Source organism: Nocardioides bizhenqiangii (assembly GCF_034661235.1).
GTDB classification, from domain to species: Bacteria; Actinomycetota; Actinomycetes; order Propionibacteriales; family Nocardioidaceae; genus Nocardioides; species Nocardioides bizhenqiangii.
The window spans coordinates 4,501,342-4,518,738 of record NZ_CP141059.1; the positions used below are offsets into that span (position 1 = coordinate 4,501,342).

Genomic DNA, 17,397 nt, shown 5'->3' on the forward strand with positions numbered 1-17,397 from the left:
GCCTGGACCGTCATCCGATCGCCGGCAGCGAGGTCGCGACCCGCGCCAGCTGCTCGGGATCGGCGTGCACGTCGATCTCGACGATCCGCCCGCCGGTCACGGTGAACGCCATGACGCTGAACAGCCCGCCGTCGACCGTGATGACCACGCCGGCCCGGCCGTCGACCAGCGCCGGGCGGACGACCCGCTCCGGGCTAGCGAACATGAGGGCGTTGCCGGCCACGGTCTCGGCACCGTCGTACTCCACGACTCCTCCGCGCAGCGCACCCAGGTCGGAGCGGAGCACGACATCCGGGTCGAGCACGCTGACCAGTCGGGAGAAGTCACCGCCGTGGGCGGCGGCGAAGAAGGCGTCGACGATCTCGCGTTGACGCGCAGCGCTGTCGGTCGGGGAGAGTCCGGTGCCGCGGATCCTGCGTCGGGCCCGGCTCGCCAGCTGACGGGTGGCGGCCGCGGAGCGGTCGACCACCGGGGCGATCTCCTCGAACGGCACGGCGAACAGGTCGTGGAGCACGAACGCCAACCGCTCGGCCGGGGAGAGCTGGTCGAGGACGGCCAGCAGGGCGAGCCCGACCGAGTCGGCGAGCAGGGCGTGGTCCTCCGGCTGCGAGCCGTCGTCAAGGGTGACGACCGGATCGGGGAGGCGCTCGATCCGCTCGTCGAGTGAGTCCTCCCTCCGGGTGGACCGGGAGCGGAGCGTGTTCAGCGCGATCCGGCCCACGACGGTCGTCAGCCAGCCACCCAGGTTGTCGATGTCCGCCGCGTCGGAACGGTGCAGCCGCAGCCACGCTTCCTGGACAGCGTCCTCCGCGTCACTGGCGGAGCCGAGCACCCGGTAGGCGACGGCGTGCAGGTGACGGCGGTGCTCCTCGAATCGCTCGGCCAGGCTGCGTTCGTCGTTCACGTCGTTCCCTCTCGCTCGCAATGGGTCACTGTGGTGACCCGTGCCGGGCGCCGGATGTGACCGATTGGAGAATCTCTCCGCCAATCGGTCACACATCGATCGTCGCGTGGGTCAGGGATGTCGACAGCAACGCAACGACAACCTGAGGAGATTGAGATGACCTTCGAGCCGCGCATGGCCAACCCCGCCCAGATCCTGCCCGACTCCTTCAAGGGCATGGGCCACCTGATGGCCGCCGTCGCCAAGGGCGGCCTGTCCGCGACCACCGCGGAACTCGTCGCGCTCCGCGCGAGCCAGCTCAACGGCTGCAGCGCCTGCGTCCAGAGCCACGTCGAGGCGCTCCAAGGCGCCGGCGAATCCGTGGACCGCATCGTCGGCGTCAGCGCGTGGGGCGAGTCGCCGTACTACGACGAGGCGGAGCGCGCCGCGCTCGCACTGACCGACGCGCTGACCCGTCTGGCCGACAGCCACGACGCAGTGTCCGACGAGCTGTGGCGCGAGGTGACCAAGCACTACGACGAGAAGCAGGTGTCGGCGCTGATCCTGCAGATCTCGACCGTGAACCTGTTCAACCGGATCAACGTGACGGTGCGCGAGCGTGCCGACAAGCCGAGCTGGAAGCAGGCCTGACGCCAGGGCAGTACGACGTGGCGCCGACCCTCGGGGCGGCGCCGTGTCGTCCTCGGGCGACGTTGCGCACAGCTGCTGCGAAGGCGGCCAAGTCAGTCGGCAGTCCAGAGATCTACCGCGATCTCGCGCATCGCTTCGCTGAAGCGCCCGGTCGGGCTGGCTTGGGTCAGCAGAATCCGCAGCTCGTGCTCGAACGAGCCGACGCGGTCGCCGAACAGGTGGGGAGCCGCGAAGGACAGGGAGAACACGCTCGCGACGATCTCGTCGGCGCTGCGGGTCACGACCCACCCCGGCACCTCGAGGCGCTTTGGCCCGGCGAAGCCGGCCCTGCCGAAGATCCGGGCCTCGACCTGCCCACGCTCATCCTCCGTGACGGAGTCGATCTGTCGATATCCGCGGCCCGCTCGGCGCTCCTGGCCCAGGTAGTCAGCCACCAGAGCCTCGATCTGTTCCCATGGCGGCCGCGGATGTGGCACGCGATCGGTACCTTCGATGCCTTGGTGCGTGGTGGCATGCACGAACGCGAGGGCGCCGCCAGGGATGAGCAACTGGCGCAGCAGGCCAGCGACTCGGTCACGGTCCATCCAGTGGAAGGACTGCGCCATCGTCGCCATGCGGAAGTCACCCAACGACCGCGAGACGTCCTCGGCACGTGAGCACACCCAACTGACGTTCGTGATGCCAGCTGCCTGCGCCAGTCGTGCGCCTTCGGCCAGCATCTGCTCGTCGGCGTCCACAGCGACGGTCTGCTCGAAATAGGGCGCTAGCGGCAACGTGAGTGATCCTGGCCCACAGCCAAGATCCAGGAGGCGACCGCGGCCGTCGAGGGCGAGCTCATCGACCAGGAGATCGGCCAGTTCCGCCGGGTAGGGCACTCGCCCCCGTGCGTAGTAGGCGGCGCTGCCCGCGTACAACGACGGATCCCACCGCCATGCTCCACCGGATCTGGGCTCTGTCACCTGGCCAGTCTCCAGATCAGTGATGGGACCGGGCAACCGTTGCGCCCGCCGGCGCCTTCCGTGGTGAGGCTGGGTGCGGTGGCGGCGTCGGGCCGGTGCTCGACGGAAGCGCTACGCGACCGCTCGACCGCACGACATCCGGTCGGTCGGCGCGGCCTCCCCATGAGTGCGCTCGAGGTGGGCCTCGCCCCACAGCCGGACGCTCTCCACCACCGGCAGCACCGTCGTGCCGTACGGCGTCAGCCGGTAGATGACCGGTGCCGGCACTGGCCCGGTCTCGATCCGCTCGACCAGTCCGTCGGCCTCCAGCTCCCGCAGCTGTTCGGCGAGCACCTTCGGCGTGATCGGTGCGGCGCGACGACGGAGACCCGCGAAGTGCGACTCACCGTGAGCCAGCCAGTAGATCAAGGTCAGCTTCCACTTCCCGCCGACCGCCGCGAACGCCGCAGCCATCGGGCAGCCGGGCAGCGGGTTGGGGCGGGACGCGGGGGGGTTACCTGAAAGTGCCTTCTTGTCCACGGGTCGCTCCGTTCGGATGCTCGCTCTATGAACCTCTTTCCGGGAAGAACCCTGGCACACAAACGAATCCTGGTCGCCTGCCTCACGGCGGTCATGCTGACGGCGACGACCAGCAGCGGCGAGGCCCTGACGCCGGCCCCGGCCACCACCGCCCCTGCCACCTCGGCCGACGGACAGCACGACTTCGACTGGGAGCTCGGCGTCTGGCGGTCCGAGGTGCGGGTGCTGGCCGACCCGCTCTCCGGGTCGGAGGACGAGTGGCTCCGGTTCCGTGGCACGAGCGTCGTGCGTCCGCTGATGGACGGGCGCGCGAACGTCGTCGAGTTCGACGTCTCCGGCGAGGCGGGTCGGATCGAGGCGCTCAACCTCCGCCTCTACGAGCCCCAGGCCGATCGCTGGAGCTCGACGTTCGTCAGCATGCGCGACGGCGTGCTCCAACCCTCGGTGCACGGCGGGTTCCACGACGGAGTGGGCGAGTTCTACGGGAAGGACCAGCTCGGCGGGCGACCGATCGACGTGCGCTTCCTGATCTTCCGGCTGGGGCCGGACAAGGCGAGGTTCGAGCAGGCATTCTCGGACGACGGCGGCGCGACGTGGGAGACGAACTGGATCGCCGTGGACCGGCGGGTCCACCGCTAGCGTCACCGGACCACCGGACCGACCCTGCTCCCACACCTAGCCGCACGCCTCGACGCTGATCCGGTCGACCAGGAGCACCGCCGGGAGGTCCGGGTCGTCGGTGTCGTTGCCGGGCCAGTTGCCCCCGATCGCGAGATTGACCAGGAGATAGAAGGGGTGGTCGAAAGGCCACGGCCCGGGCACGTCGGGCGGCGTGAGCCGGTGGTGCTCGCAGCCGTCGAGGAGCCAGGTGATCCCGGATCTGTCCCACGCCACGGCGTACTCGTGGAAGTCCTCGGTCAGGTCCGTTCCCGCGTCGATGGGGCTGCCGATCCCCCCGGCGAGTCCGCTGTAACCGGGACCGTGCACCGTCCCGTGGCAGCGCCGTGGCTCAGAGCCGACGTGCTCCATCACGTCGATCTCGCCACAGGCCGGCCAGCCCACCCGGCCGATGTCGGTGCCCAGCATCCAGAATGCCGGCCAGGTGCCACGACCGTCGGGCACCTTGAGCCGCGCCTCGACCCGGCCGTACGTCGGGGCGAATCGGTCCCGTGTCGTGAGTCGCGCCGAGGTGACAGTGCCGTCCGTCTCCCGCCGCGCGGTGATCGCGAGGTTCCCGGCACCGTCGAGGGCCGCGTTGCCCGGGTCGGCTGTGTAGACCTGCAGCTGACGGTCACCCCAACCCCCGCCGCCGAGCTCATGGGTCCAGATCTGCGGGTCGGGCGGCTGCCCTGCCGGTCCCTCGAAGTCCTGGACCCACATGGTCTCAGTATGGCGCCGGCGCGGCGGCAGGTGTCGTCGTGTGGTCAGCGATCCAGCATCGCCGCCGCGACCTGATCGGTGGCGGCCTCGGGGATCGCCGTCGAGGCCTGTTCGAGGACGAGGAGTCGGGCACCGGGGATCTCGCGCGCGAGCGCTTCGCCGTTGCCGACCGGGAAGAACGGGTCCCGACGGCCGTGCACCACCAGGGTCGGCGTCGCGAGCTCGGCGAGGCGCTCGCGCCAGCGCGGCGTGCAGTCGAGCGCGGCGAACACGATGCCCAGCTGGTTGGCCATCTGCACGGCAGGCGTCGTGCCCGGTGTGCGGTCCCAGATGCGAGCGGCGGCGGCACGGGCGGCGACGGGGTCGTTTCCGAGGATCGCAGCGCCCTCGGCGGCGAACTCCGTCACGGCCTCGCGGTCGGACCAGTCGGGCATCGCGCGGGAGAACAGCCGGCCCATCGTCGGCGCATCGTGGTCGGGCAGGTCGTCGTCGACCGGGCCCGGGGCGACCGGTCGCGTACCAAAGAGGGTCAGCGCCTCGAACGCCTCGGGGTGGTCGAGCGCGGCGACCTGAGCGACCATCCCACCGACGCCGATCCCCGCCAGGTGCGCCGGCCGGTCGTCGAGCTCACGGGCGAGGGCCGCGGCGTCGGCGGCAAGGTCGCGCAGCGTGTACGCCGGCGCCTGGGGATCGACCGTGGTCGAGGTGCCGGAATCGCGCAGGTCGTAGCGCACGACGTGACGTCCGCTGCGCGCGAGGGACTCGCAGACGTTGTCGGGCCAGGAGAGCATCGTCGTCCCGCCCGCGCAGAGCACGAGCGTCGCCGCCGCGTCTCCGAAGTGCTCGACGCCCAGCGTCACGCCGTTCGCCTCGACCGTTGTCATCCCACCAGCTCCTCCGTCGTGCGCTCTGTGGGGGTGGACACCCGGTGGGACGAGAACTCATCGCCCGGCCGCGTCGCGAGCCCTTCTCCGGGCGAGGCTGTGGGCCTGCCCGGCGTGGATGTCGCTGACCCATTCCCAGCCGGGCTTGGCGGATGCGCCGATCCGCGGGTCGTCGGGGGTGCGGCCGTCACGCAGCGCGTGCAGGTAGGAGCGGTCCTGCTCGATCCGTGCGCGCAGCTGATCGGCTCCGCCGGCCGACCCGTGGCCCGGGATGACGACATCGACGCCGTCCGCCACGCCCTCCAGCAGGCGGAGCCCGGTCAGGTACTCCTCGATCGGGTCGTTGGACTCGGTGAAGTCGTCGAGCATCGGGATGAACACGTCGGAGAGCATGTCGCCGGCGACGAGGACTCCGCACTCCTCGATCAACAACGCCGCATGGCCGGGTGCATGCGCCGGATGCTCGATGATCCGGACCCGAGGGCCGTCCCACGGAACCTCCGTGGCGCCCGCCGGCAGACCGACGACGAGGCCGAACAGGTCCAGCGGCGTCTCGTCGGCGATCTCCGGTGGCAACCCTTCGGCGACGCGGATCTTCCAGTCCGGGCTCGACAGCAGGTCCCGCATCCGGGCCGCGCACCGGGCGGTGCCGTATCGAGGTGCGTCGCCGAGCTCGGCGTGCCAGAGCACGTGATCCCAATCAGGATGTGTCGCGAAGCCGGCCACCACCGGCTGGCCGACCTCGCGGAGGTCGTTCGCGAGACAGGCCATCTCGTCGCCGGTGGTGCCGGGGTCGACGAGCAGGACGCCGGCCCGGCCCTGGACCGCGACGGTGTTGTTCTGGAGCAACGCGCTCTGGTGGACCAGCACGCCTTCTGCGACCTGCGTCAGCATGGGGAACCTTCCGCTCGTCATCTACGACCGCCGAGACGGTCATCGGTCTCCAGGTACGACGGCGGAGGCCCGGACAACTCATCTCTCGGGCGGACACTCGACGAGGGATCCCTGATCAGTGGGCCATGTCGACGAAGCGGGAGTAGTGGCCCTGGAAGGCCACGACAATGTCGCGGGTGGCGCCGTTGCGGTGCTTGGCGACGATCAGGTCGGCCTCGCCGGGCCGGGTCGACTCCTTCTCGAAGACGTCGTCGCGGTGCAGCAGGATCACCATGTCCGCGTCCTGCTCGATGCTGCCCGATTCGCGAAGGTCGCTCATCATCGGACGCTTGTCGGCGCGCTGCTCGGGACCACGGTTGAGCTGGGAGAGCGCGATGATCGGGACCTCGAGCTCCTTGGCCAGGAGCTTGATCTGGCGGGAGAACTCGGAGACCTCGAGCTGGCGGGACTCGACCTTTTTGCCGGACGTCATCAGCTGGAGGTAGTCGATGACGACGAGCTTGAGGTCGTGCCGCTGCTTGAGCCGCCGGGCCTTCGCCCGGATCTCCATCATCGTCATGTTGGGGCTGTCGTCGATGAACATCGGCGCCGAGGACACCTTGGCCACGTGGCGGGCCAGCCGGTCCCACTCCTCCGTCGACATCTTGCCGTTGCGGATGTGGTTGAGCGGGATCCGACCCTCGGCCGACAGCAGCCGCATCGTGATCTCCGACTTCGTCATCTCCAGGCTGAAGAAGGCGCTGGTGAGGTTGTTGCCGATCGACGCGGCCCGGCACAGGTCGAGAGCGAGCGTCGACTTGCCCATCGCCGGCCTGGCGGCGACGACGATCATCTGGCCGGCGTGGAGGCCGTTGGTCAGGTCGTCGAGCTCGGCGAAGCCGGTGGGCACGCCGTAGATTCCGGCCTCGCGGCTCTCGATCGCCTCGATCTCGTCGAGGACGCCGTCCATGATGTCGCTCAGCGGGGCGTAGTCCTCGGCCTTGCGGCGCTCGGTGACGCTGTAGACCTCGGCCTGCGCGGCGTCGACGATGTGGTCGACCTCGCCCTCCCCGGCGTAGCCGATCTGCACGATCTTGGTGCCGGCGTCGACCAGGCGGCGCAGGATCGCCTTCTCCCGGACGATCTCGGCGTAGAACCCGGCGTTGGCGGCGATCGGGACGTTGGCCGCGAGCGTGTGGAGGTAGGGGGCGCCGCCGATCCGCTGCAGCTCGCCCCGTCGCCCCAGCTCGTCGGCGACGGTCACCATGTCGGCGGGCTCGCCGCGGCCGTAGAGGTCGATGATCGCGTCGTGGATCGACTCGTGCGCCGGACGGTAGTAGTCGACGCCCCGCACCGCCTCGAGCACGTCGGCGATCGCGTCCTTCGAGATCAGCATCGCGCCGAGCACCGACTGCTCCGCCGCCAGGTCCTGCGGAGGCGTGCGCCCGCCGCCATGACTTGCAGACGGTGCGTTGCCCGGCTCGTACGAAGCGGGTCCGTCGCCCCACTCGTCGTCCGGCGGCGGCACCTCTGCGAGACTCACGCGACTTCCCCTCCTGGTCGAACAAAGATTCGAATGTAGCCGTGCGTGGGCAGGCTCGCGCCGAGGTCCGACACAACGTCCGGTCCGATCTGGTGGCGCCACTCGCCGAGCCGTGCGAGAGACTCGACTCGCGAACTTACGCACCGCTGGGCATCGTGGAAAGCCCGTCGCCCACAGGGGGCTGGGGATAACCGCGGGTCGGGGGTGGACGACACCCGCGATCCGTGTGGACTGGTTGGGGAGGAGGTGTGGAAGTGGCATCGGATCTGGCACGGGCAGGGCCTGTGACCTGCGGAAACGTGTCTCCACACCTGTGGAGCCGAAAAAGTCGGCCACCAATCTCGTTCACCGGGACGTCATCTGCCCGTCGTCCGCCGGATATCAACGAAATCGTGGTTTTTGATCAGTATCCACACCGTTATCCACTGATCGTGATATGTCCCGGCGGCGCGCGATGGTGACCACCCGCCGACTCCCTCGAGGACGACCACGACTGACCTCCGACGACCGCGAGATCGGGCGGCTCGCCGTACCCGCTTTCCTTGCGCTGGTCGCCGAGCCGCTCTTCCTCTTGGGCGACGCAGCGGTGGTCGGCCACCTCGGCACCCGCGAGCTCGCCGGTCTCGGGATCGCCGGCACGGTGCTGCAGACCATCGTCGGCCTGTGCGTCTTCCTCGCCTACGGCACCACGGCCGGGGTCGCCCGGCAACTCGGTGCGGGCCGACGGACCGCCGCCCTGGCGCAGGGGGTGGACGGGCTGTGGCTTGCCGTGGTGATCGGCGTGCCCACGACCGTCGTCGGCATCCTGCTCACGGGCCCGATGGTGGCTGCGCTCGGGCCTGGTGCGGCCGTCGCGGCCGAGGCCGAGATCTACCTCCGGATCGCGCTGCTCGGCGTGACGCCGCTGCTCGTCATGCTCGCGGCGACCGGCGTGCTGCGTGGTCTCCAGGACACCCGCACCCCGCTGGTGGTGGCGGTGGTCGGCAACGTGGTCAACCTGGTTCTCAACGTCGTCCTGGTCTACGGCGTCGGGCCGCTGCCCCACCTCGGGATCGCCGGGTCCGCCCTCGGGTCGGTGCTGGCCCAGGTCGGCTGCGCCGCGGCGCTGGTGCTGGTGGTCGTCCGGGCCGCCCGGCGCGAGGGCGCCTCGCTCCGACCCGACGCACCAGGGATCCGTACGGCGGCCCGGGCCGGCGTACCCCTCCTGGTCCGCACGCTCACGCTGCGCGCGTCGCTGCTGGTGACGACGTACGCCGTCGTGCTGACGGCGCAGTCCACCGCCGACGAGGCGGTGCCGATCGCGACCCACCAGCTGGCGATGACGCTGTGGACCTTCCTCGCGTTCGTGCTCGACGCGATCGCCATCGCCGCCCAGGCGATCACCGGTCGCCACCTCGGGGCGGGCGACGTCGCCGCCACGCGCGCGGTCACCCGGCGGATGGTCGGGTGGGGCGTCGTCACCGGGGTGGCCACCGGCGTCGCGCTGGCGGCGGCGAGCCCGGTGCTCGGCGTGCTGTTCACCACCGATGACGCCGTCCGGCGGGCGCTGGTGCCCGTGCTGCTCGTCGCGGCCCTCGCCCAGCCGGTGGCCGGTGTCGTGTTCGTGCTCGACGGCGTGCTGATCGGCGCCGGCGACGGCACCTACCTGGCGTGGGCGGGACTCGCGGTCCTCGGCGGCTACGCTCCGCTCGTGCTGGGTGCAGCGGTGGTCACCGACGACTGGGTGGGCGGCGGCCTGCCCTGGCTGTGGGCGGTCTTCGGCCTGGTGTTCATGGGTGGCCGCTTCGTCACCCTCACCCGCCGGGCGGCCAGCGACCGGTGGCTGGTGACGGGGGCCGACCGATGAAGCCGCTGTACGGCGTCGCCCTCGGGCTCGTCATCATCGCCCTCTACGCCAGGTCCGGCGACTTCGACCTGCTGCCCGACCCCCTCGGCTGGACCCTGGTGCTGGTCGCGCTCAACGTGCTCCGCCGCCGGGTCGAGCTGCGGCTCCAGGGTCCGCTCTGGGTGACCGGCGTCCTTGCCCTGGTGGCTTCCGTCGCCCTGACGGTGCCGTCGGTCCGTGAGTGGTTCGAGGACGCCGAACCCGCACTCGCGTGGGCGGTCGACGTCCCCGCGCTCGCCTTCTGCGGACTCCTGTGCGCGGCTCTCGCCTTCGCCGCCCGGACGGGCCGGGCGATCGCCGCCTTCGCCTGGTTCCAGTGGACCGCGATCGGGTTCGGCGTTTCGGTCCTCGCGCCGGTCGTCGTGATCGGCGGCGGCGTCGACGGACTCCGTGGCCCGGCCGAGCTGGTCACCGGGCTCGCCCAGCTGGGGTTGTTCATCCTCTGCCTCTGGTACGGCGGGCGGGAGTGGGCCGGTGCGCCGGAGGTCGAGGAGGCGTCCGACTCGCCCGCGGCCGCCGAGGAGTAGTCAGCCGCCCAGCACACCCAGCGCCGTCTCCGCCAGCGCGATGCTCTGCTGCATCGGGTCGCCCTGGAAGTCGACGCCGTCCTCGTACTCGAGGTCGATGTCGAAGATGTAGGCCTCGGTGCAGACTCGCAGTGTCGCCTCCAGCGGCGGCGCGTCGTCGCGGTCCCACCACGCCTCGACCGCGCCCGGCACCTCCACCGGCGTCACCGTCGACGCGATCGCCCGCGGCTCCGGGCACTGGAACTCACCGGCCGTGAAGTCGTCCGGGCCGGTCAGCGCGAAGTCGACCTCGACCAGGTCCTCGGCCTCGAAGTTGCAGTCGTCGCTCTGCCACACGATGTCCTGCTCCGTGGTGCCACCGCCACCGAGCGACGGCTCGCCGAACGGCACCCCGAAGGCAGCCTCCACGTCCGCGGGTGTCAGCACGTCGCACGCGGGCGGCAGCCCGGCAGACGTGTCGGTCGTCGCCTCGGAGGTCGCCTCGGACGTCGTCGCGCTCGTCTCCGCGTTCGACGCGTCGGGCAGGTCCGGCGATGACGAAGTGGGCGGACTGTTCTCCGGATCGTCGTCCTCGCCGCAGCCGGCCAGGACCGGCGCGAGCAGCAGTACGGCGATCGCCAGGAACCCTCGATGTGACCTCATGGGCCGATTGTGTCGCGATCCGCCGGACAAATGCGCGTCGTACCTGACCTGGATGTCGTGATTTCGCCGATAAACGACATCTGGGTCAGGGACGACGAACGGCCGGCCCCCGCAGGGACCGGCCGTCCGGATGTCGTGCAGTGCTGCGAGACGTCAGGCGGGGATCACGTTGAGCGCGACCGCCGCGGACACGTCGTCGTGCAGCTTGATCGAGACCTGGTGGGAACCGAGGGTCTTGATCGGGCTGCCGAGGATGATCGTCCGCTTGTCGATCGACTCACCGGTGACCTCGCCGAGCGCCTCGGCGACGTCGCCGACGGTGACGGCACCGAAGAGGCGCCCGCCCTGGCCGGCCTTGACCTTGACGTCGACCGGTGCCTGCTCGAGCTTGGCCTTGATCTCGGAGGCGTGCGCCTCGTCGCGGACGGCGCGGGCCGAACGGGCCTTCTTGATCGCGTCGGCCTGGCTCTGGGCGCCGCGGCTCCAGCGGATCGCGAGGCCCTGCGGGATCAGGTAGTTGCGGCCGTAGCCGTCCTTGACCTCGATCACGTCGCCGGCGGCGCCGACTCCCTCGACCTCCTGGGTCAGGATGATCTTCATGTGTTCTCCTCCTCGAGCCCGGATCAGCGGCCGGTGGCCGTGTAGGGCAGCAGGGCGACCTCGCGTGCGTTCTTGACGGCGATCGCGACGTCCCGCTGGTGCTGGACGCAGTTGCCGGTCACGCGCCGCGCGCGGATCTTGCCGCGGTCGGAGATGAACTTGCGGAGCAGGGCGGTGTCCTTGTAGTCGACACCGGTCGCCTTCTCCTTGCAGAACTGGCAAACCTTCTTCTTCGGCTTGCGGATGACTGGCTTAGCCATTGTGGTGCTCCTCCTCAGAGCCCGCCCCCGTCAGTCGATCGAGGGCGGAATGGTGGTGGTTAGTGTCTTTCTAGGCTGATTGCCTTGATCTCGATACGCGGGTCACGGCTTCGTTCCTCAGCCGTGCCGCTACTCGATCTTGCCGCTGCCTCCGACGCCTCGCAGGCTCGGCGTCGGGCGGCTAAAAGGGCGGTTCGTCGCTGCCGCCGACGCCCGGGGCACCCCACGGGTCGCCTGCCGGAGCGCTGCCGCCCTGACCGCTGGCGGCCTGGCCGCCCTCGGCCGGACCGGACGAGGCCCACGGGTCCGCGGCCGGTGCGCCGCCGCCGGAGTATCCGCCGCCGGCCTGACCGCCGCCCTGGCTGCCGTAACCGCCGCCGCCCGAGCGCTGTGCGCGGGTGACCTTGGCGGTGGCGTACTTGAGGGACGGGCCGACTTCCTCGACGTCGATCTCGAAGACGGTGCGCTTCTCACCTTCGCGGGTCTCGTACTGCCGCGACTTCAGCCGGCCCTGGACGACGACGCGCATCCCCTTCTGCAGGGACTCCGCGACGTTCTCAGCGGCCTGGCGCCACACCGAGCAGGAGAGGAACAGCGCGTCGCCGTCCTTCCACTCGTTCGACTGCTTGTCGAAGGTGCGCGGCGTCGACGCGATCCGGAAGTTCGCCACGGCCGCACCCGAGGGGGTGAAGCGCAGCTCCGGGTCGTCGACGAGGTTGCCGACGACGGTGATGACGGTCTCGCCTGCCATGTCAGGTCTCCCTAGTTGAGTGGGGCTAGCGTTCGGTGATCGGTGATCGTGTGGCGCTCATCGTGTCGTGGCCGACCGACAATCGGTAGGCCCATTCCACAGCGCCGCTCGGATCAGACCGTCGGACGCAGGACCTTCGTGCGCAGGATGGCCTCGTTGAGACCCAGCTGACGGTCGAACTCGGCAACGGTCGCCGGGGTCGCGGTCAGGTTGATGACGGCGTAGATGCCTTCGGCGTTCTTGTCGATCTCGTAGGCGAGACGACGACGACCCCAGATGTCGACGTTGTCGACGGTGCCGCCGTCCTTGCGGACGACGTTGAGGTACTTGTCGAGCGACGGCTCGACCGTGCGCTCGTCGAGGCTCGGATCGAGGATGACCATGACTTCGTATGCACGCAAAGCGGTCTCCACCTCCTCTGGACTAGGCGGCCACGGACTCTCCGTGGCAGGAGGGCTCTGCAGTCGCGACTCCCCCTATGGGAGCGCGACGGGTCAGGTTAGCAACGAGGTACGGCGCCCGCCCAATCGTCGGTGCCGGCTCCTAGTCTGGGGCCATGAGCGAGACCAGTGCCCTCCGCATCGGCGCCCACGTCGAACAGACCGACCCGATCGCCGAGGCCAGGGCCCGTAGCGCCCCGCTGGTGCAGTTCTTCCTCGGCAACCCGCAGTCCTTCAAGGGTCCGGTGGTCGCCTACGAAGGTGGGCCCGAGCGGCTGCGCGCCGACGCAGAGGCGGCCGGCGTCGACCTCTACGTCCACGCGCCGTACCTCATCAACGTCGCGACCACGAACAACCGGCAGCGGATACCGGGTCGCAAGCTGCTCCAGCAGCACATGGACGCCGCCGCCGAGATCGGCGCGAAGGGGCTCATCGTCCACGGCGGCCACGTGCAGGACGACGACGACCCGGCGAAGGGCTTCGACAACTGGCGCAAGGCGGTCGAGGCGACCGACATCAAGATCCCGCTGCTGATCGAGAACACCGCCGGTGGCACCAACGCGATGACCCGCTACCTCGAGCGGATCGCCGGGGTGTGGGCGGCCATCGACGGCACCGAGGGCGCCGACCTGGTCGGCTTCTGCCTCGACACCTGCCACGCCCACGCCGGCGGCAACCCGCTCGAGACGATCGTCGACGACGTCCGCAAGATCACCGGCCGGATCGACCTGGTCCACTGCAACGACAGTCGCGACGACTTCGACTCCGGTGCCGACCGGCACGCCAACTTCGGGGCCGGCCGGATCGACCCCGACCTGCTGGCGGCCGTCGTGCGCGACGCGGGCGCTCCTGTCGTGTGCGAGACGCCCGGCGGCGCCGAGCAGCACCTCGCCGACTTCGCCTGGCTGAGGTCACGCCTCTGAGGTCACGCCTCTGAGTGCGTCCGAGGGACGAGGATGCACTCAGAGCAAGGCGGGAGGTCGAGTAGCGCCATGGCTGAGCTTGCGAAGCCGTGATGCGCGTATCGAGACCCGGTGAGGTGCCTGCCGGCGGTGGGAACGGCCGACAGCACCGTTGCGGCGTCTCGATACGCCCTCGCGCCAGAGCGCTCGGGCTACTCGACGAGCGGGGCGCTCGGGCTACTCGACGAGCGAGGGCGCGGGCTCCGGGCGCCGGTCGATCTCCCGCCAGCGCGGGTCGACGGCAGGCAGCATCGTGACCAGGAAGTACGCCGCGCCGGTGGCGAGCATCGCGAAGGTGAGCCCCTGCCAGGACACCAGCGCACCGCCGAGCAGACCGCCGAACGGCATCAGCGCCCAGCACATCGCCGTGGTCAGGGAGGAGACCCGCCCGAGAAGCGGGTCCGGGATCCGCTCGAAGATCACCGCTCCCAGCACCGGGTTGAGGAACCCGGAGGCGAAGCCGCCGACCACGACCACCAGCCCGACCAGCCACGCCGGCGAGTCGTAGGCGAACACCGCGAACCGCGGCGCACCGGCCAGCAGGAACGCGACCAGGTAGACCCAGAACCGTGGCAGCCGCGCCGCCCACGCCGCCGCACACACCGATCCGAGCGCCGAGGCGCCGGCGAACACTGCGAAGACGGTGCCGAGCCCAGCGGCGCCGGCACCGTACTCCTTCGCCCAGACCGGCATCAGCACCGCCGCCCACGCCGCGTCGAGCAGGTTCGTCAGCGCCACCATCACCGTGATCGCGAGCAGCACCGGGTCGCGCCGGAGGAAGTCCCACCCCTCGCGCAGCTGGACGAGGTACGGCGCCGGGTCGCGCTCCTCCTCCTCCACGAGCCCGGCCGGCCGCATCGCCACCGTCGCCCACGCGAGGACGGCGGCCGCGACGCCGAAGCTGACAGCGTCGACGAGCAGGGCGTTGGCCGCGCCGACCAACGTGACGAGCGCTCCAGCCAGAGCGGCCCCGAGCAGGGTCGCCGTCCGCTCGACGGTGCTGGAGAGGCCGGTCGCCCGCTCGATCGGGACCTCCGCCGTCGCCGCGAGCTGCGGGATCAGCGCGTGCTTGGCTGCGTCGCCCGGCCCGCGCAGGCCGCCGGCCACCGCGACCAGCGCCAGGAGCACGGGAAAGGCCAGCAGGTCGGCACCGTGCAGCAGCGGGATCGCGCCGACGACGACCACGCTCCCGAGGTCGCAGGTGATCGCCACCCGGCGCGCACCGACCCGGTCGATCACCGGCCCGCCGAGCACCTTCAGGACGACGAGCGGCAGCATCTCGGCGAGCGCGACCAGCCCGGTCAGGGTCGGGCTGCCCGTCGTGGTCAGCACGAACCACGGGATCGCGATCATCGAGACCCGGGTGCCGACGAGCGAGATCGCGTCGGCGGTCAGCCACCCGTAGAGCGGCCGACGCGCGCTCATTCCTCCCCGCCCAGGCGCCCCGGCTGCGGGAAGGCGCTGATCTGGAGGACGAAGTCCACGGCGTCCTCGGTGTCCTCGTCCTCGGCGGCCGCGGCGATCTCGGCGAGTGCCTCCGTCACCGCTCGTGCCTTGCCGGGCGAGAGCCGCACCAGCCAGTCGCTGAAGGTCACCGACTTCCGCCACTCCTGCGGCAGCAGCGGGAGCTCCTCGACCGCGCGCTGCAGCCGCTCGGTGTAGACGGTCACGACCGCCTGGAGGTAGGCGTCGAGCGTCTCCTGCGCCTCGCGGTCGGCCGGGTCCGGCTCGTCGGTCTGGGTGGAACGGTGCGCGGCCCGCCACCACCGGTCGCGCCCGTTCCCACGCTCGGTGTCCTCGACCACGAAGCCGTGCTGCGCCAGCTGGCGCAGGTGGTACGACGTCGCCCCGCTGTTGAGCCCGAGCCGGGTCGCCAGGGTGGTGGCCGTGGCGGGGCCGTCGATGCGCAGCAGGCCGAGCATCCGGAGCCGGACCGGGTGCGCCAGGGCACGCAGCATGGCCGGGGTGGGCGTGATCGTGGTGAGGTCCACGCCGTCACGCTACAACTGCAAACGTTTCTTTGCAAAGAGTTCTTTGGCTATGCGGGCTTCCAGCCGAGGTTGGACGCGACCCGCTCCAGCGACGCGAACAGGCGGTCCTTCTCCTCCTGGGGCAAGCTCTCGAACGCGCGGCTGTGGATGTCGTCGATCGCCTGCTCCTCCACCTGGTCGACGCGCTCCCGCCCTCGGTCCGTGAGCCGGTACTCGTTCGCCCGGTGCTCGACCAGGCCGCCCCCGACGACACGATCGACCATGGCATCCGGGGTGTCGTTCCCGACCAGGAACGGGGCCAGGCTTTCCCGGAGGGAGTCGTCGGCGACGGCGCCGACCTCCAGCCGGGTCAGCACGTGCCACTGTCCGCGGTCGAGGCCGGCGGCCTCCGCGGCCCGCGCGAACTCGTCCTGGAGAAGGGTGTCCAAGGTTCTCGCCCAGTAGCTGAGCGGTAGTGGTGCGGTCATGAGCGGTCAGTACCCAGACCGATACGCTCGACGCATGCCGAGCCTGCGGGTCGTCTCCGCCGATGAGCACCGCGACTATCTGGCGACCCTTCCCACCGCCAGCTTCCTCCAGACACCCGGCTGGGCGAAGGTCAAGCCGGAGTGGCGGTCCGAGCACCTCGCCTGGGTCGACGACGACGGCCGGACCGTGGGCGCCGCCCTGGTCCTCTACCGCCAGCTGCCCCGGCTCAACCGCTTCCTCGCGTACCTCCCCGAAGGCCCGGTCATCGACTGGTCGAGCGACCGGCTCGGCGACTGGCTCGACCCGCTGGTGCGCCACCTCAAGGGCGAGGGGGCGTTCGCCGTCCGCATCGGTCCCCCGGTCGTCACCCGCCGGTGGACCGCCGCGCAGATCAAGGGGGGCATCGCCGACGCCGACGTACGCCGCCTCGGCCAGATCCCGCCCCTGGAGCGGTCCGCCGCGGGCGCCCGCGTCGTCTCCCAGCTGCACGAGCTGGGCTGGCGCCACCAGGCGGCGGAGGGCGGCTTCGCCGCCGGACAGCCGCAGTTCGTGTACCAGATCCCGCTGGTGCAGGCCGATCGCACGCCCCACACCGAGGAGTCCCTCCTCAAGGGGATGAACCAGCAGTGGCGTCGCAACATCAAGAAGGCCGACAAGGAAGGCGTCGAGGTCTCCGTCGGCACCGGGGCGGACCTCAAGGCGTTCCACGACCTCTACGTCCACACCGCCGAGCGCGACCACTTCACGCCGCGACCGCTGCGCTACTTCGAGGTCATGTACGACGCCCTCAACGAGGAGGGAGCGACCGAGCCCGTCAGCGAGATGAAGCTGTGGCTGGCCCGGCACCATGGCGACCTGGTCGCCGCGACGCTCTCGGTCCGGGTCGGCACCCACGCCTGGTACTCCTACGGCGCGTCCTCCACCGAGAAGCGCGACGTCCGCGGCTCCAACGCCGTCCAGTGGGCGATGATCCGCGACGCGCTCGCCGCCGGCGCCACCGTCTACGACCTGCGCGGCATCACCGACACCCTCGACGCCGACGACTCCCACGTCGGGCTGATCCAGTTCAAGGTCGGCACCGGCGGCGAGGCCGTCGAGTACGCCGGTGAGTGGGACCTGCCGATCAACCGCGTGCTCTACAAGGCGTTCCAGATCTACCTGGCCCGTCGCTGAGGTAGA

General features: G+C 70.6%; 21 protein-coding genes. 6 read left to right on the forward strand and 15 right to left on the reverse strand.

What is annotated here, in order from left to right:
• Positions 1 to 10: 10 nt before the first annotated feature.
• Positions 11 to 904 carry a sigma-70 family RNA polymerase sigma factor gene (locus SHK19_RS21865; protein ID WP_322937466.1) on the reverse strand — a complete coding sequence of 298 codons (894 nt, stop codon included), beginning with the start codon at positions 902 to 904 and terminating at the stop codon, positions 11 to 13.
• A 156-nt stretch (positions 905 to 1,060) separates the two neighbouring features.
• On the opposite strand from SHK19_RS21865, the gene SHK19_RS21870 reads away from it, so the two are divergent.
• Positions 1,061 to 1,534, forward strand: coding sequence for a carboxymuconolactone decarboxylase family protein (locus SHK19_RS21870; protein ID WP_322454281.1), 474 nt, complete (start codon positions 1,061 to 1,063; stop codon positions 1,532 to 1,534).
• A gap of 92 nt (positions 1,535 to 1,626) precedes the next feature.
• On the opposite strand, the gene SHK19_RS21875 is transcribed toward SHK19_RS21870, so the two are convergent.
• Together SHK19_RS21875 and SHK19_RS21880 are read right to left on the reverse strand one after the other, a co-directional pair.
• On the reverse strand, positions 1,627 to 2,448 hold the full coding sequence (locus SHK19_RS21875) for a class I SAM-dependent methyltransferase (protein WP_322937467.1): 822 nt from the start codon (positions 2,446 to 2,448) through the stop codon (positions 1,627 to 1,629).
• Positions 2,449 to 2,604: 156 nt separating this feature from the next.
• On the reverse strand, positions 2,605 to 3,012 hold the full coding sequence (locus tag SHK19_RS21880; protein ID WP_322454279.1) for a winged helix-turn-helix transcriptional regulator: 408 nt from the start codon (positions 3,010 to 3,012) through the stop codon (positions 2,605 to 2,607).
• Between the two features lie 27 nt (positions 3,013 to 3,039).
• On the opposite strand from SHK19_RS21880, the gene SHK19_RS21885 reads away from it, so the two are divergent.
• Entirely contained in the window at positions 3,040 to 3,651 is a 612-nt protein-coding gene (locus SHK19_RS21885; protein WP_322937468.1) for a hypothetical protein, read from the forward strand.
• A 36-nt stretch (positions 3,652 to 3,687) separates the two neighbouring features.
• Here the strand turns inward: SHK19_RS21885 and SHK19_RS21890 are convergent, their stop codons facing one another.
• From SHK19_RS21890 to dnaB, 4 genes are all read right to left on the reverse strand, one after another.
• Positions 3,688 to 4,392: a glycoside hydrolase family 16 protein gene (locus tag SHK19_RS21890; RefSeq protein WP_322937469.1), complete on the reverse strand. Its 705-nt coding sequence runs from the start codon at positions 4,390 to 4,392 to the stop codon at positions 3,688 to 3,690.
• Between the two features lie 44 nt (positions 4,393 to 4,436).
• Positions 4,437 to 5,276: an alpha/beta fold hydrolase gene (locus tag SHK19_RS21895; RefSeq protein ID WP_322937470.1), complete on the reverse strand. Its 840-nt coding sequence runs from the start codon at positions 5,274 to 5,276 to the stop codon at positions 4,437 to 4,439.
• Between the two features lie 57 nt (positions 5,277 to 5,333).
• The gene (locus SHK19_RS21900) at positions 5,334 to 6,170 is read right to left on the reverse strand and encodes an MBL fold metallo-hydrolase (RefSeq protein ID WP_322454275.1); all 837 of its coding nucleotides are present in this window, start codon (positions 6,168 to 6,170) and stop codon (positions 5,334 to 5,336) included.
• Between the two features lie 115 nt (positions 6,171 to 6,285).
• A complete protein-coding gene (dnaB, locus tag SHK19_RS21905; RefSeq protein WP_322454507.1) occupies positions 6,286 to 7,575 on the reverse strand; it encodes a replicative DNA helicase in 1,290 nt (429 codons plus the stop codon).
• 553 nt (positions 7,576 to 8,128) lie between these two features.
• Here dnaB and SHK19_RS21910 point away from each other — a divergent pair.
• A complete protein-coding gene (locus tag SHK19_RS21910; protein ID WP_322937471.1) occupies positions 8,129 to 9,538 on the forward strand; it encodes an MATE family efflux transporter in 1,410 nt (469 codons plus the stop codon).
• Entirely contained in the window at positions 9,535 to 10,104 is a 570-nt protein-coding gene (locus SHK19_RS21915) for a hypothetical protein (RefSeq protein ID WP_322937472.1), read from the forward strand. Before SHK19_RS21910 ends, SHK19_RS21915 begins: the two co-directional genes overlap by 4 nt.
• Here SHK19_RS21915 and SHK19_RS21920 read toward each other — a convergent pair whose 3' ends face one another.
• The 5 genes from SHK19_RS21920 to rpsF form a co-directional block, all read right to left on the reverse strand.
• Positions 10,105 to 10,746, reverse strand: a complete 642-nt coding sequence (locus SHK19_RS21920; protein ID WP_322937473.1) for a hypothetical protein — start codon at positions 10,744 to 10,746, stop codon at positions 10,105 to 10,107.
• Positions 10,747 to 10,899: 153 nt separating this feature from the next.
• Positions 10,900 to 11,346 carry a 50S ribosomal protein L9 gene (gene rplI / locus SHK19_RS21925; RefSeq protein ID WP_322454271.1) on the reverse strand — a complete coding sequence of 149 codons (447 nt, stop codon included), beginning with the start codon at positions 11,344 to 11,346 and terminating at the stop codon, positions 10,900 to 10,902.
• Between the two features lie 23 nt (positions 11,347 to 11,369).
• Positions 11,370 to 11,606, reverse strand: a complete 237-nt coding sequence (gene rpsR, locus SHK19_RS21930) for a 30S ribosomal protein S18 (protein WP_322454270.1) — start codon at positions 11,604 to 11,606, stop codon at positions 11,370 to 11,372.
• A 181-nt stretch (positions 11,607 to 11,787) separates the two neighbouring features.
• Positions 11,788 to 12,357: a single-stranded DNA-binding protein gene (locus tag SHK19_RS21935; protein WP_322454269.1), complete on the reverse strand. Its 570-nt coding sequence runs from the start codon at positions 12,355 to 12,357 to the stop codon at positions 11,788 to 11,790.
• A gap of 113 nt (positions 12,358 to 12,470) precedes the next feature.
• Positions 12,471 to 12,758, reverse strand: coding sequence for a 30S ribosomal protein S6 (gene rpsF / locus SHK19_RS21940; protein ID WP_322454268.1), 288 nt, complete (start codon positions 12,756 to 12,758; stop codon positions 12,471 to 12,473).
• A gap of 155 nt (positions 12,759 to 12,913) precedes the next feature.
• On the opposite strand from rpsF, the gene SHK19_RS21945 reads away from it, so the two are divergent.
• A complete protein-coding gene (locus SHK19_RS21945; RefSeq protein ID WP_322454267.1) occupies positions 12,914 to 13,720 on the forward strand; it encodes a deoxyribonuclease IV in 807 nt (268 codons plus the stop codon).
• A gap of 216 nt (positions 13,721 to 13,936) precedes the next feature.
• On the opposite strand, the gene SHK19_RS21950 is transcribed toward SHK19_RS21945, so the two are convergent.
• From SHK19_RS21950 to SHK19_RS21960, 3 genes are read right to left on the reverse strand one after another with little or no spacing between them, the layout of a single operon-like run.
• Positions 13,937 to 15,184, reverse strand: coding sequence for an MFS transporter (locus SHK19_RS21950; RefSeq protein WP_322937474.1), 1,248 nt, complete (start codon positions 15,182 to 15,184; stop codon positions 13,937 to 13,939).
• Positions 15,181 to 15,750: an ArsR/SmtB family transcription factor gene (locus SHK19_RS21955; protein ID WP_322937475.1), complete on the reverse strand. Its 570-nt coding sequence runs from the start codon at positions 15,748 to 15,750 to the stop codon at positions 15,181 to 15,183. Before SHK19_RS21955 ends, SHK19_RS21950 begins: the two co-directional genes overlap by 4 nt.
• A gap of 47 nt (positions 15,751 to 15,797) precedes the next feature.
• Complete coding sequence (locus SHK19_RS21960) at positions 15,798 to 16,178, reverse strand: hypothetical protein (protein WP_322937476.1); 381 nt, start codon at positions 16,176 to 16,178, stop codon at positions 15,798 to 15,800.
• Between the two features lie 73 nt (positions 16,179 to 16,251).
• Between SHK19_RS21960 and SHK19_RS21965 the strand changes: the two genes are divergently transcribed.
• On the forward strand, positions 16,252 to 17,391 hold the full coding sequence (locus SHK19_RS21965; RefSeq protein WP_322937477.1) for a lipid II:glycine glycyltransferase FemX: 1,140 nt from the start codon (positions 16,252 to 16,254) through the stop codon (positions 17,389 to 17,391).
• The last annotated feature ends 6 nt before the right edge of the window (positions 17,392 to 17,397 follow it).